Here is a 13314-nt window from a genome sequence, read left to right as displayed (position 1 = left end):
CGCGACGATCGTTTGCATTGCGCGAAAAGGCCCGGCATTGCCGGGCCTTTCCTTTTGTCGCTGGGCGCCACCGCGGACTGGCGCCTGCGCAGTGCGCAAGCGCACCCCGCCAGCGGCCGGGCTACGCCTCCGGCGGGCGCGCCACCGGCAGGTGCCAGCCGTAGCGGATCGCCATGAAGCGCAGGCCGAAGCACAGCACCGCGCCCACGGCCAGGCCCCAGGGCTGCGGCAGGTGCAGCACCTGCGCCGCGGCGACCACGCCGCCGCCGAGCAGGGCCGCCACCGCGTACAGTTCGGCCTGCAGTACCACCGGCGTGCGCGCCACCAGCAGGTCGCGGACGATGCCGCCGCCGATGCCGCTGAGCATGCCCAGCAAGGTCGCGCTGAGCGGCCCCAGGCCGAACGCCAGCGCCTTGCTGGTGCCGTAGACCGCGAACAGCGCCAGGCCCATCGCGTCGAAGATCTGCACCGGATTGCGCAGGCGCTCGACCGTGTGGTGACGGTAGAACGCCAGCAGCCCGGCCAGGCAGGCGACACCGAGATAGCGCACATCGGCCAGCGCCGCCGGCGGGGTGGCGCCGATCAGCACGTCGCGGGCGATGCCGCCGGAGACCGCCGCCGCGCACGACAGCACCAGCACGCCGAACAGGTCCAGGCGATGGCGCACGCCGACGGTGGCGCCGCTGATCGCGAACACGAAGGTGCCCAGCAGGTCGAGCAGGAACAGGAAGGTCGCCAAGACGGGGACTGCGCCGCAGCAAAAAGGCCGGCTAGGATCGCAGCCCCGTCCCGCAGTGTCACCTGTCCGCGGGCGGCGCGGCCTGTGCCTGCGTGTCCTCCGCCGCGGGCGGGTCGCCGAGGATGATGCGTGCGGCGCGCTGGTAGCTCCAATACGCCCAGGCCCAGTTGAGCAGTACCACCACGCGGTTGCGGAAGCCGATCAGGAAGAACACGTGCGCGGCCAGCCAGAACCACCAGGCCAGCACGCCGGAGAGCTGCAGCCGGCCCAGGTGCACGATCGCGGCCATGCGCCCGATGGTGGCCAGGTTGCCGTAGTCGGCATAGCGGAACGGCGTGCTGCGGGCGTCGCCGCGCAGCCGCCGGCGCAGGGTATCGGCGACGTGCCGGCCCATCTGCTTGGCGGCCGGCGCCACGCCCGGCACCGGGCGGCCGTCGGCCTGCTGCACCGCGGCCAGGTCGCCGGCGACGAACAGCTCCGGATGGCCGGGCACGCTCAGGTCCGGCTGCACCTGCACGCGACCGCTGCGGTCCAGCGGCGTCTGCAGCGTCTTCGCCAGTGGCGAGGCGGCCACGCCGGCGGCCCAGACCACGGTGCGCGCCGGCACGAAGGTGCTGCCCAGGCGATAGCCGCTGGCGTCGATGTCGGCGACCGGCACCCCGGTCAGCACTTCCACGCCGAGCTTTTCCAACTGCTTCTGCGCCTTGTCCGAGAGGTGCTCGGGGAAGGAGGACAACACCCGCGGGCCGGCCTCGATCAGCCGCACCCGCGCCTCGGCCGGGTCGATGCGGCGGAACTCGTGCTTGAGCGTGTGCCGGGCGATCTCGGCCAGGGTGCCGGCCAGCTCGACGCCGGTGGGGCCGCCGCCGACGATGGCGAAGCTGAGCCAGGCCGCGCGTGCGGCCGGATCGGTTTCCGCTTCGGCACGCTCGAACGCCAGCAGCAGGTGCCGGCGCAACTGCAGCGCATCATCCAGGGTCTTCAGGCCCGGCGCGTGCGCCGCCCAGTCGTCGTGGCCGAAATAGGCATGGGTGGCGCCGGTGGCGACCAACAGGTAGTCGTAGTCCAGGGCCTGGCCATCGGCCAGGCGCACCTGCCGCGCCTGCTTGTCGATGTGGACCACTTCGCCCAGGCGCACTTCGACGTTGTCCTGGTGGCGCAGGATCTGCCGCAGCGGCGCGGCGATGTCCGGTGCCGAGAGGCCGGCGGTGGCGACCTGGTACAGCAGCGGCTGGAACAAGTGATGGTTGCGGCGGTCGATCAGGGTGATGCGCAGCGGTGACTTGGCCAGGGCGCGGGTGGCCCACAAGCCGGCGAAGCCGCCGCCGACCACGATCAGGTGCGGCACGCGTGTGTCGTCCATGCAGGACTCCAGGAGGGGGAGGGGAGAGGAGGCGTCCGGTGTCGGCGCGGCGGTCGCGTGGCAGTCGCGCGGCGCACCGATTCGCCGGAACGCGCGCTGCCGATGGGGCGCTGCGCGATCGTCGAAGGCCGGACCTGCATGCTCGTATAGTAGCGCGATGCCAAGCGCGGTCAGCGACAGAGAAAACGCACGGTCATGTCGGCGACAGTGAAGCCGCGCGCTTCGGTGCCGTTGCAGGTGCCGCTGCCGTCGCGCTGGCGCAGCCTGCTGTTCTGGGCGAAGACCCGCGCGCTGCAATTGCGCCGCGCGCTGGACGATCTGCGCGATGGCCCGCGCCGGCATCGCCGCGATGGCGGCCTGGCGATCGCCGATGCCGCCTGCGCCGAATCGGTCACCGCGCTGTGGCCCGACAGCGAGGAGACCGCAGCGCAGCTGGTGGCCGGCAAGATCCACAACCTGCGCCTGGCCGCGCGTGCGCTGCACGGCGTGGAAGTGCCGGCCGGGGCGACCTTCAGTTTCTGGCGCCAACTGGGCCGCGCCACGCGCCGTCGCGGCTTCGTCGCCGGCCGCGAACTGCGCGAGGGCTGCCTGGTGCCGTCGATCGGCGGCGGCCTGTGCCAGCTGTCCAATGCGATCTACGACGCGGCGCTGCGGCAGGGCCTGGAGATCGTCGAGCGACACCGCCATACCCAGGTGATTGCCGGCTCCCTGGCCGAGCGCGACCGCGATGCGGTGGTGTTCTGGAACTACGTGGACCTGCGCCTGCGCGCCGCCGCGCCGTGGCGGCTGGAAGTGTGGCTGGACGGCGAGGCGCTGCACGTGCGTATCCGCGGCGGTGCCGCGGCGCCGGCGGCATTGCCGTTGCCGCCGCTGCAGCGCCGCACCGCGCCCGCCGGCGTCGATGCCGCCGACGACTGCACCCGCTGCGGCCGCAGCGCCTGCCATCGCCATGTGGCGGCGGTGCCCGACGGTCTGCACCGCACCTGGCTGGTGGACGAGGACTGGCCGGAGTTCGTCGAGGACCGCCGGCGCCGGCGGCAGCCGGGCGACCGCGTGCTGGCGTTGCCGCGCACCAGTGCCGCGGCCTTGCACGCCGCGCTGATGCGGCGCTGGTGGCTGTGGCGCGGCATGCCGTTGCCGCAGGCGCGCCAGCGCGCGCAGCGCATCCGCCTGCAGGCGCTGCGGCGCCGGCTGGGCGCACGCGACGTCGATCTGGTGGTGCCGCAGAGCCTGTTGCCGGAGTTGTGGCTGGCCGGCGAACTGCAGGGGCGGCGCTGGGACGTGTACATGACCGCCTTGCCGATGCACCTGCTGCAGGCGCGCCTGGACGTAGCCGCGCAGCGGCATCCGCACAGCCCCACCCTGCGCGATTTCCGCGCCGATCCGGCGCTGGTCGCCGCCGAGCGCGCGGCACTGACGCAGGCGCGGCACTGGATCACGCCGCACCGCGAACTGCTGGCGCTGGCTGGTAGCCGCGGTCTCGCGCTGGCATGGCAACGGCCGCCGCTCGCGGCGGTCGCGGCAGGGCATACGGTCGCCATCGCGGACACCGCGCCGCGGGTGCTGTTGGCAGCCTCGGCGCTGGCGCGCAAAGGCGCCTACGAATTGCGCGAAGCGTTACGTGGCCTGCCGCTGCTGTTGCTGCTGCCGCCCGGCGCGCAGGAAACGCCGGACTTCTGGAACGGCGTCGACGTGCAGCGCGTCGCCTCGATGGCCGAGGGCGTGCGTGCGGCCACGCTGGTGCTGCTGCCGGCCTGGATCGAACAGCAGCCGCGCGGGCTGCTGCTGGCCATGGCGCTGGGCAAACCGGTGATCGCCACCGCCGCCTGCGGCCTGGCCGCGGACGATGGCGCGTGGCGCTGCGTGGAAGCCGGTGACAGCGCCGCGCTGCGCACGCAGGTGGTGGAGGCATTGGGCCTGGCGGGTTGAGCGAACACGAGGGCGTTGCAGTCGCCTGCAGGGGCAGCGATTGCTTCGCCACGTTGAGGCGCTGCTCGTTTGAAACGGCTTTCAGGCAATCTCTGGGCACTCCCTGCGGCGCGCCGGCAACACACGCCATTGCCTCGTAGGAGCGGCTTCAGCCGCGACAGGCTTTCCCGGTAACGCCTCGTCGCGGCTGAAGCCGCTCCTACGGAACCGGATCGCGCGGAATCGCGCGGAATGGAATCGCACATTGGAGTGTGGCGATCTGCGGCTTCATCCATGCGCGACGGGCACACCATCGGCTTGGCGACGTTGGTCGACGTTGTGGCGGGTATCTTGGGCGTGATGCGTACCCGCCTCAGTACAGATCCTGCGGATCCACATCCAGTGACCAGCGCACCCGCCGTGCCTGCGGCAGCGCGTGGATCGCCGGCACCGCCGTGTCCAGCAACGCGTGCAGCGCGCGCCGCGTGCTGGCCGAGAGCAGCAACTGGGTGCGCTGGAAGCCGGCGCGGCGCGGCATCGGCGCCGGCATCGGGCCAAAGCGCTGCACCTCGTCCTGCACCGGCAGCAACGCGCGCACGGCGGCGAGGAAGGCGTTGGCGTGTTCGACCTGCTTGGCCTCGGCGCGCAGCAGCGCCAGGTGCGCAAACGGGGGGAAGCCGGCGGCCTCGCGCTGCTCCAGTTCCGCGGCGGCGAAGGCGTGGTAGCCGCCGTGCACCAGGGTCTGCAGCAGCGGATGTGCGGGGTGGTGGGTCTGCAGCCAGACCTCGCCCGGGCGAGCGGCGCGGCCGGCGCGCCCGGCGACCTGGATCAACTGCTGTGCCAGCTTCTCGCTGGCGCGGAAATCGGCCGAGAACAAGCCTTCGTCGATGCCCACCACCACCACCCGGCTCAGCTGCGGCAGGTCGTGGCCCTTGGCCAGGATCTGCGTGCCGACCAGGATGCCGGGCGCGCTGCCGAGCGTGGCCAGTTGCGTCTCCAGCGCGTCGCGGCGCTGGGTGGTGCTGCGGTCGATGCGCAGCACCGGGACGTCCGGGAATGCCTGCACCAGGCGTTCTTCCAGGCGTTCGGTGCCGATGCCCTGCGGCTGCAGCGCCAGGCTGCCGCAATCCGGGCAGGCCAGCGGCGCCGGCTGGCGCGCGCCGCAGTGGTGGCATTGCAGGCGCCGGCCGCCGGCGTGCACGGTCATCGGCGTGGCGTGCAGCGGCGTGCTGCAGCGCTGGCACGGCGCGGTCCAGCCGCAGTCGTGGCACAGCAGCACCGGCGCATAGCCGCGGCGGTTCTTGAACACCAGCACCTGGCCGCCTTCGGCCAGTGCCGTGCCGATGCCGGCCAGCACCTCCGGCGACAGGCCGTCCTGCAGCGGGCGCTTGCGCACGTCGAGCACGCGCACCGTCGGCGGCTTGGCGTCGCCGGCGCGGCGAGTCAGGCGCAGGTGCGCGTAGCGGCCGCTGGCGGCGTTGTGCAGGCTTTCCAGCGACGGCGTGGCGCTGCCCAGCAGCACCGGTACGTCCAGCGCCTTGCCGCGGACCAGGGCGAAATCGCGGGCGTGGTAGCGGATGCCGTCCTGCTGCTTGTAGCTGCCGTCGTGTTCCTCGTCGACCACGATCAGGCCGGCCCGCGGCAGCGGCACGAACACCGCCGAGCGGGTGCCGACCACCACCTGCGCCTCGCCGCGCCAGGCGGCGGCCCAGACCCGGGCGCGTTCGTTGTCGTTGAGCCCGGAATGCAGCGCATGCACGGGTACCCCGAGGCGGGCGCGGAAGCGTGCCAGGGTCTGCGGGGTCAGGCCGATCTCCGGCACCAGCACCAGCGCCTGGCGGCCGCGCGCCAGGCAGGCGGCGATCGCCTGCAGGTAGACCTCGGTCTTGCCGCTGCCGGTGACGCCGTCGAGCAGGAACGGCGCGAAGCCGGCAGCGGCGACCACCGCGTCGATGGCGTCCTGCTGTTCGGCATTGGGCACCGGCCCGGGCTGCGGCTGCGGCTGCGGCGCCGCGGCGCTGGCCGGCACCGCGATGCGTTCGGCATGCCCCCGCTTGGCCAGCGCGCGCGCGGCGCTGCGCCAGTCGTCCATCGCTTGGTCCAGCCGGTCCTCGTCCATGGCGCCGGCCGCCAGCAGCGCGGCGAAGCGATGCGGACGGGTGCCGGGACGGGCACGGTGGCTGGCGCCGGCCTCGGTCAGGCGCCAGGCCCAGGCGTGGGTGTCGGGCAGCGGCTCGCCACGGCGCAGCTGCACCGGCAACGCCGTGGCCAGTACCTCGCCCAGCGGCGCGTGGCTGTAGCGCGCCAGCCAGCGCAGCGACTCGGCCAGTTCGCCGTGCAGCAACGGCGCCGGGTCCAGCCAGGCCAGCGCGGCGCGCAGGCCGTCGGCGTCCTCGACCTGGCCGATCGCGGCCACCACGCCACTCAGTTCGCGGTTGCCGAACGGCACCTGCACGCGGCGGCCGACATCGCCGTCGGCGACCGTGTCGCCGGGCGGCGGCAGGTAGTCGAACAGGTGCGGCAGCGGCACGGGCAGGGCGACGCGGAGCGTGGCGGCGGGGGAGGGCATCCACCTAGTCTAGGGCGTGCCACCAATTCCCGAGTGTGCCGCCTGCCAGACCCAACCCGAAGGGCCGCGGTTGCGCGCGCCCGTGGCCGCGTCATCGCTCGGGCGTGGACGCACGTCCACGTCCTCGCTCTTCCTTGCCACAGGCACGCGCAATCGCGGCGCGGCATGCTCGGGGCTTGGTGACACGCCCTAGGGGCCGTGGCAAGCGGGTCCCGGGTGCCGGGAGTTGCGCGCGATTGCTGCCTGCAAAGTGATAAACCGGTCGTAAATAGCTGCCGCGCTTGGAGAATCGAATTTATCCACATCTGCTGTGGATAAAGCTGTGCATGACGGGCATGCTCCACGCCGTGAAGACGGACTCACAAGCCTCTGCCACGAGTTGGACAAAAAAGCGCCAATCTCTTTTATTTCTTTCAAAACAACAAGTTGGCCGTGAAACACAGATGCAACATGGTTTCGCGGGGGCTTGACAAGACCTGTCCCGGGCCAATTTCCGGTGCTGTGCACAACCCGCCGTCGCGACGGCCGCCAGTGAGCCGATCGCGGCCTCGCTGTCAAGCGCGCGGTGCGGCGGCGGCCTCGCTATCATCGCGCCGATGATGGAGTTCCGATGACCGCCACGTCCCCTTCCGACGGCGTGGCCGCCCCGCCCGCCCTGGCCGCGTTCCTGCGCGGGATCGAACGCCGCGCCGCGGTCCTAGCCGACCTGCAGAGCGGCCGGCCCGAACGCGGCACGCCGGCCCTGGCGGCGGCGATGCGGGCGTTCCGCAGCCACGCCGCGGCCCTGCCGATGGCTGACTGGCCGCTACGGTTCTGGAAGCTCCTCGGCGCGGTGCCGACCCTGCGCCAAGCCGAGGCCGCCGAGGGCGCCTGGCCGGCGCCGGTAGCCCATCTGCGCACCCTGCAGCCAGCCGACCGCCTGGCATTGCTGCTGCGTATCGTGGCCGGGCTGGACGAGCCGCTCGCCGCGCAGGTGCTGCAGCTGTCCACCGAGGACTACCAGCAGTCGCTGGCGCGGGCCTGCCCGCGCGATGCCGACGGGCGTCCGGATGCGGCGGGCTGGCGCGCGCTGGCCGATGCGGCACAGCAGTGCCTGCGCGACCTGCCGCCGGCACGGCTGCAGGCCCTGGCGCAGCTGCGCGATGCGGCGATCGCCGGCAGCACGGCCCCGCCGGCGGCGACCCCGGCCCCGGCAACGGACACGGCCCCCGCGCGTCCGCGCCGTCGCGGCACGCGCTCTGCCCTGCGCACGCGCCTGGCCGGGGCGGTGATCGCCGTCGTGGTCCTGGCCCTGGTCGGTACCGTGTTCTGGGACCGGCTGCCGTGGCGCCGCGCGCACGTGGCGACCGGCGCGGGCGGCACCGACGCAAGCCTGGCGCTGGGCGATACCGGCCCGGTGCAGGTGGAAGTGTTGCCGCCGGAGTCGGATACCGCCAGCGCGCCGCCGCTGCCGGCCGACCCGCCGGCGCCGCTGCCCGAGCCGGCGATCTACGACCTGGATTTCTATGCGTGGTACGCGGCCGGTGCGCCGCCGCCGCGGATCGAGCGCAGCGCCCCCAGCGCCGCCGACCTGGCCGAGGCCGCCGAAAACCCGCCGGCCGCCGCCGTGGCTCCGGCTGTCGCGCCAGCGGCAGCCAGCACGCCGCCGGCGCTGACCCCGGCGCAATTGCGCGCGCGCCAGGCCGCCTGGGACGCGCTGCCGGCGGCGGCGCAGGCGCGCCTGCGCCAGGTCGCCACGGCCTTTGCCGGCCTGCCGATCGAGCAGCAGCACAGCTTGCATGCGCAGTTCGCCGAGATGGACGCGCTGGAGCGCCATGGCTGGTTGCTCGGCCCGGAGCTGGGCGCCGAGTTCTGGGCGCTGCAGCCGCTGCTCGGCTACGTACCCGCGGCGCAGCGGCAGGCGCTGCTGGGCGTGCTGCGCAGCCTGCCGGCGGATCAGCGCGAGCATCTGGCACTGCTGTCGCAACGCACCCCGCCGCAGGACCGCGCGGCCCTGCGCCGCGACCTGCTCGCCCAGGCCGCCGACAGCCGCGGCGCCTGGCTGAAGCAGCGCGCCGCACGTTGAGGCGCGCGCTGCGCTTGGCTTTCGTGGGTGCCTGATCCCAGCCGCGGGGCGTGGCTCCCAGCAGCCATCCGTCGCAGCGGGTAGAATGCGCGGCCTCCGCCACCCGGTGTCCGGCGCTGTCTGCGCGGCCGCAGTGGCGAGATCGCCAGAGTCTTGCAATGTTTTCGTCTTCCACCCCGGCCACGGTCCGGGGCCGCGAACTGCGCACCACCGCGCAGCTCGCCCTGCCGCTGGTCCTGGGGCACGTCTCCACCGGCCTGATCAGCTTCGTCGACAACGTGATCGCCGGTCACCACGGTACCCGCACGCTGGCCTCGGTGACGGTCGGCACGGCCCTGCTGTGGCTGCCGATGATGATCCCGATCGGCACCCTGATCGCCTTGACCGCCTCGGTGTCGCAGCTCGACGGCGCCAAGCGCCAGGCGCAGATCGGGCCGCTGTTCCGCCAGGCGCTGTGGCTGTCGCTGGGCCTGGGCCTGCTGATGTTCGCGTTCCTGAGCGTGATGCCGATGGCGCTGCCGCAACTGGGCATCGCCCCGGAGATCGTGCCCGGCGCGCGCGACTTCCTGCACGCGATCCGTTGGGGCGTGCCGGCGCTGGTGCTGTATTTCTGCATGCGCTACCTCAGCGAAGGCATGCACTGGACTCTGCCGACCATGCTGCTCGGCTTCGGCGGCTTGTTGTTGCTGGCCCCGCTCGGCTACGCGCTGACCTTCGGCCTGTGGGGCCTGCGCGAGCACGGCGCCGGCGGCCTGGGCATGGCCTCGGCGATCACGATGTGGGCGCAGGCGCTGTGCTTCGCCCTCTACCTGGCGCGGTCCAAGCGCTTCGCGCCGCTGCGCCTGTTCGCGCAGTTCGAGGCGCCGGACCTGCGCGCGATCGCCGGGCTGCTGAAGACCGGGTTGCCGATCGGCGTGACCATCCTGATGGAAGGCGGCCTGTTCATCGTCACCGCGCTGCTGATCGCGCGGCTCGGTGAGGTGCCGGCGGCGGCGCACCAGATCGCGATCAACGTGGCGCAGCTGTGTTTCATGGTGCCGATGGGCGTGGCCGAGGCGACCACGGTGCGGGTCGGCCGCGCCGCCGGCGCCGGCGACGCGGTGGGCGTGCGCGGTGCGGCCTGGGCCGGCTACGCGATCGTGCTCGGCACCCAGGCGCTGTCGGCATTGGTGCTGCTGTTCGGCCACGACGCCATCGTCGGCATCTACACCAGCGACCTGGCGGTGGCCGCGCTGGCCTCCACGCTGCTGCTGTACGCAGCCACGTTCCAGTTCCCCGACGGCCTGCAGGTGCTGTCGGCCGGCGCGCTGCGCGGCCTCAAGGACACCCGCGTGCCGATGCTGCTGGCCCTGTGCTCCTACTGGGGCCTGGGCATGCCGCTGGGCGCCGGCCTCGGCCTGTGGCTGGGCTGGGGGCCGCAGGGCATGTGGATCGGCCTGATCCTGGGCCTGACCGCGGCGGCGGTGATGATGGGCGCGCGGTTCCGCTGGAGCAGCGCGCGGCTGCTGGCCGCGCCGGCGGCCCCCTGACTTCAGACGCATGTGCGGCGCCTGACGCAGCCGGTATGCTGCGCAGGCGCAAGACGCCTTCCCTTCGGAGTTTTCCATGAACCAACCCGTGCGTCGCAGCCCCGTCGCCAACTTCTTCGTCGGCCTGTGGGATGTGATGAACTTCACCCGCCGGTTGATCTTCAACCTGGTGTTCTTCGGCTTCCTGTTGCTGATCCTGCTGGCGATGGTGTTCGCCATGGCGCGCGGCGACGGCGGCAAGGCGCTGCGCGACCGCACCACGCTGCTGATCGCGCCGGAAGGCAAGCTGGTCGAGCAGTTCAGTGCCGACCCGGTCAGCCGCGCGCTGGCCAAGGCGATGAACGACAAGGGCGCGCAGGAGATCCAGTTGCGCGACCTGGTGCGCGCGATCGAGGCGGCCAAGACCGATCCCAAGATCGAGCGCGTGGCGTTGCGCCTGGACAAGCTGCAGCCCAGCGGCTTCGCCTCGATGCGCGAGGTGGAGAAGGCGCTGCAGGACCTGCGCAGCTCCGGCAAGCAGATCGTTGCCTACAGCGACAACCTGAACCAGTGGCAGTACCTGCTGGCCGCGCAGGCCAACGAGGTCTACCTGGACCCGATGGGCTCGATGACCCTGGAAGGGCTGGGCCGCTACCGCCAGTACTTCCGCGAGGGCCTGCAGGACAAGCTCGGCGTGGACGTGCACCTGTTCAAGGTCGGCGAGTACAAGTCCGCCGCCGAGCCCTACGTGCTCGACGCGGCCTCGCCGGCGTCCAAGGAAGCCGACCTGTTCTGGATGAACGACGTGTGGCAGCGCTACGTGGCCGACATCGCCAAGGCGCGCAAGCTGGCGCCTGAGCAGATCAACGCCGGCATCGACACCATGCCCGAGGGCGTGGCCGCCGCCGGCGGCGACCTGGCCAAGTTCGCCCTGCAGCAGAAGCTGGTGGACGGCCTGAAGACCCGCGAGGACGTCGAGCAACTGCTGGCCAAGCGCGGCGTGGCCGACGACGATGCCGACACCGGCTATCGCAACGTCGACCTGGACGGCTACCTGCAGCAGCTGGACCTGCGCCGTTCGCCGGTGGATTCGCGGCCGCAGGTGGCGGTGGTGGTCGCCGCGGGCGAGATCAGCGGCGGCGAACAGCCGGCCGGCCGCATCGGCGGCGAGTCGACCGCGGCGCTGCTGCGCCAGGCGCGCGACGACGACGCGGTGAAGGCGGTGGTGCTGCGGGTGGATTCGCCCGGCGGCGAAGTGTTCGCCTCCGAGCAGATCCGCCGCGAGGTGGTGGCGCTGAAGGCCGCCGGCAAGCCGGTGGTGGTGTCGATGGGCGACCTGGCCGCGTCCGGCGGCTACTGGATCAGCATGAACGCCGATCGCATCTATGCCGACCCGTCGACCATCACCGGTTCGATCGGCATCTTCGGCATGATCCCCAACATCACCCGCACCCTGGACAAGATCGGCGTGCATACCGACGGCGTGGGCACCACCCGCTTCGCCGGCGCGTTCGACATGACCCGGCCGATGGATCCGGCGGTGGGCCAGCTGATCCAGTCGGTGATCAACAAGGGTTATGCCGACTTCACCGGCAAGGTCGCGCAGGCGCGCGGCAAGTCGGTCGAGGCCATCGACCAGGTGGCGCGTGGCCGCGTGTGGAGCGGTGCGCAGGCCAAGGAGCGCGGGCTGGTGGACGCGTTCGGCGGCTTCAAGGATGCGGTGGCCGATGCCGCCGCGCGCGCCAAGCTGGGCGGCCCGGACAAGTACCGGGTGCGCTACGTCGAGAAGCCGGCCACGCCGTTTGCGCAGTTCGTCAGCGGGTTCGCCGGCAGCCGCCTGGGCGTGTGGATGCTGAGCGACTCGGCGCTGGGCCATGCCCTGCTGGCGCGCAGCCTGCCGGAGCTGGACACCCAGTTGCGCTTCGTCAAGGACGCGGCCGAAACCCGCCCGGGCGCACCGGTGAAGGCGCTGGCCTACTGCTTCTGCGGTCTGTGAGCCGGCCCTGAGCCCGGTGGCGGCGCGCCCGCGCGGGCGCGCCGCATGTGCCTGCAACGCCGGCCCCGTGGCCGGCGTTTTTCATTGCGCGGTGGCGGCGTCGAGCGCGGCGTTCTGCGTGGCCGCGGCGCGGTCGAGCGTGGCCTGGGTCTGCCTGGCGCGATCCAGCGGCTGGGCGATGGCGGTGCGCAACGCGCTGGCCTTCGGCGGTGGCGGCGCATCGGGCGGTTGCGGCGGTTCCGGCTTGCATGCGGCCAGCAGTGCGAGCAACGGCAATGCCAACGTCATCCTGCGCAGTGGTGCGGACATGGCGGCGACCTCCTCGAGGGTGGAGGTATCATCCTACGCCTCTCACGTGAGCAGACAGGCACGCGCATGCAGCACCGTTGGCGGCTGGACGGACAGACCGCGCTGATCACCGGCGCCAGCGCCGGCATCGGCCTGGCGATCGCACGCGAACTGCTCGGGTTCGGCGCCGACCTGCTGCTGGTGGCGCGCGACCTCGATGCATTGGAGATCGCACGCGACGAACTGCGCGACGCCTTCCCCGAGCGCGAGATCCTGGCACTGGCCGCCGACGTCGCCGACGACGAGGACCGCCGCGAGATCCTGGACTGGGTCGAGGACCATGCCGACGGCCTGCACCTGCTGATCAACAACGCCGGCGGCAACGTCAGCAAGGCCGCGGTGGACTACACCGAGGACGAATGGCGCGGCATCTTCGAGACCAACCTGTTCTCCGCCTTCGAGCTGTCGCGCTACGCGCATCCGCTGCTGGCGCAGCATGCGGCCTCGGCGATCGTCAACGTCGGCAGCGTGTCCGGGCTGACCCACGTGCGCAGCGGCGCGCCCTACGGCATGACCAAGGCGGCGCTGCACCAGCTCACCCGCAACCTCGCCGCCGAATGGGCCGAGGATGGCATCCGGGTCAATGCGGTGGCGCCGTGGTACATCCGCACCCGCCGCACCTCCGGCCCGCTGTCGGATCCGGACTACTACGAGCAGGTGATCGAGCGCACGCCGATGCGCCGCATCGGCGAACCGGAGGAAGTCGCGGCGGCGGTCGGGTTCCTGTGCCTGCCGGTGGCCAGCTACATCACCGGCGAATGCATCGCGGTGGATGGGGGGTTTTTGCGCTACGGGTTTTGACGGTTCTGCGGCTGCAT

At 72.3% G+C, this 13314-nt stretch carries 9 protein-coding genes; 5 read left to right on the top strand and 4 right to left on the bottom strand.

Going from position 1 to position 13314, the window contains the following annotated elements; translation table 11 throughout:
* Window positions 1-121: 121 nt before the first annotated feature.
* Together Q7W82_RS20395 and Q7W82_RS20390 are read right to left on the bottom strand one after the other, a co-directional pair.
* Entirely contained in the window at window positions 122-739 is a 618-nt protein-coding gene (locus Q7W82_RS20395; protein WP_242160002.1) for a trimeric intracellular cation channel family protein, read from the bottom strand.
* A gap of 58 nt (window positions 740-797) precedes the next feature.
* Window positions 798-2102: an NAD(P)/FAD-dependent oxidoreductase gene (locus Q7W82_RS20390; protein WP_242160003.1), complete on the bottom strand. Its 1305-nt coding sequence runs from the start codon at window positions 2100-2102 to the stop codon at window positions 798-800.
* A gap of 195 nt (window positions 2103-2297) precedes the next feature.
* On the opposite strand from Q7W82_RS20390, the gene Q7W82_RS20385 reads away from it, so the two are divergent.
* A complete protein-coding gene (locus Q7W82_RS20385; RefSeq protein ID WP_242160004.1) occupies window positions 2298-4031 on the top strand; it encodes a VanW family protein in 1734 nt (577 codons plus the stop codon).
* 352 nt (window positions 4032-4383) lie between these two features.
* Here Q7W82_RS20385 and Q7W82_RS20380 read toward each other — a convergent pair whose 3' ends face one another.
* A complete protein-coding gene (locus tag Q7W82_RS20380) occupies window positions 4384-6579 on the bottom strand; it encodes a primosomal protein N' (protein WP_242160005.1) in 2196 nt (731 codons plus the stop codon).
* A 610-nt stretch (window positions 6580-7189) separates the two neighbouring features.
* On the opposite strand from Q7W82_RS20380, the gene Q7W82_RS20375 reads away from it, so the two are divergent.
* The 3 genes from Q7W82_RS20375 to sppA all read left to right on the top strand — a co-directional run bounded on the left by Q7W82_RS20375 (window position 7190) and on the right by sppA (window position 12148).
* Window positions 7190-8644, top strand: a complete 1455-nt coding sequence (locus Q7W82_RS20375; protein ID WP_242160006.1) for a hypothetical protein — start codon at window positions 7190-7192, stop codon at window positions 8642-8644.
* Between the two features lie 158 nt (window positions 8645-8802).
* The gene (locus tag Q7W82_RS20370) at window positions 8803-10173 is read left to right on the top strand and encodes an MATE family efflux transporter (RefSeq protein WP_242160007.1); all 1371 of its coding nucleotides are present in this window, start codon (window positions 8803-8805) and stop codon (window positions 10171-10173) included.
* Window positions 10174-10249: 76 nt separating this feature from the next.
* Window positions 10250-12148, top strand: a complete 1899-nt coding sequence (sppA, locus tag Q7W82_RS20365; protein ID WP_242160008.1) for a signal peptide peptidase SppA — start codon at window positions 10250-10252, stop codon at window positions 12146-12148.
* A gap of 81 nt (window positions 12149-12229) precedes the next feature.
* Here the strand turns inward: sppA and Q7W82_RS20360 are convergent, their stop codons facing one another.
* Complete coding sequence (locus Q7W82_RS20360) at window positions 12230-12436, bottom strand: hypothetical protein (protein WP_311195503.1); 207 nt, start codon at window positions 12434-12436, stop codon at window positions 12230-12232.
* 87 nt (window positions 12437-12523) lie between these two features.
* Here Q7W82_RS20360 and Q7W82_RS20355 point away from each other — a divergent pair, with 87 nt between their 5' ends.
* Window positions 12524-13297: an SDR family oxidoreductase gene (locus Q7W82_RS20355; protein ID WP_242160010.1), complete on the top strand. Its 774-nt coding sequence runs from the start codon at window positions 12524-12526 to the stop codon at window positions 13295-13297.
* Window positions 13298-13314: the final 17 nt, after the last annotated feature.

Source organism: Xanthomonas indica (genome assembly GCF_040529045.1).
Classification (GTDB): domain Bacteria; phylum Pseudomonadota; class Gammaproteobacteria; order Xanthomonadales; family Xanthomonadaceae; genus Xanthomonas_A; species Xanthomonas_A indica.
This window is presented reverse-complemented; position numbering and strand designations above follow the sequence as displayed.

Excerpts from the sequence above, each read along its gene's own strand:
- Q7W82_RS20390 (WP_242160003.1), bottom strand. The coding sequence starts at position 2,102 with ATGGACGACACACGCGTGCCGCACCTGATCGTGGTCGGCGGCGGCTTC.
- Q7W82_RS20385 (WP_242160004.1), top strand. The coding sequence starts at position 2,298 with ATGTCGGCGACAGTGAAGCCGCGCGCTTCGGTGCCGTTGCAGGTGCCG.
- Q7W82_RS20380 (WP_242160005.1), bottom strand. The coding sequence starts at position 6,579 with ATGCCCTCCCCCGCCGCCACGCTCCGCGTCGCCCTGCCCGTGCCGCTG.
- Q7W82_RS20375 (WP_242160006.1), top strand. The coding sequence starts at position 7,190 with ATGACCGCCACGTCCCCTTCCGACGGCGTGGCCGCCCCGCCCGCCCTG.
- Q7W82_RS20370 (WP_242160007.1), top strand. The coding sequence starts at position 8,803 with ATGTTTTCGTCTTCCACCCCGGCCACGGTCCGGGGCCGCGAACTGCGC.
- sppA (WP_242160008.1), top strand. The coding sequence starts at position 10,250 with ATGAACCAACCCGTGCGTCGCAGCCCCGTCGCCAACTTCTTCGTCGGC.
- Q7W82_RS20360 (WP_311195503.1), bottom strand. The coding sequence starts at position 12,436 with ATGACGTTGGCATTGCCGTTGCTCGCACTGCTGGCCGCATGCAAGCCG.
- Q7W82_RS20355 (WP_242160010.1), top strand. The coding sequence starts at position 12,524 with ATGCAGCACCGTTGGCGGCTGGACGGACAGACCGCGCTGATCACCGGC.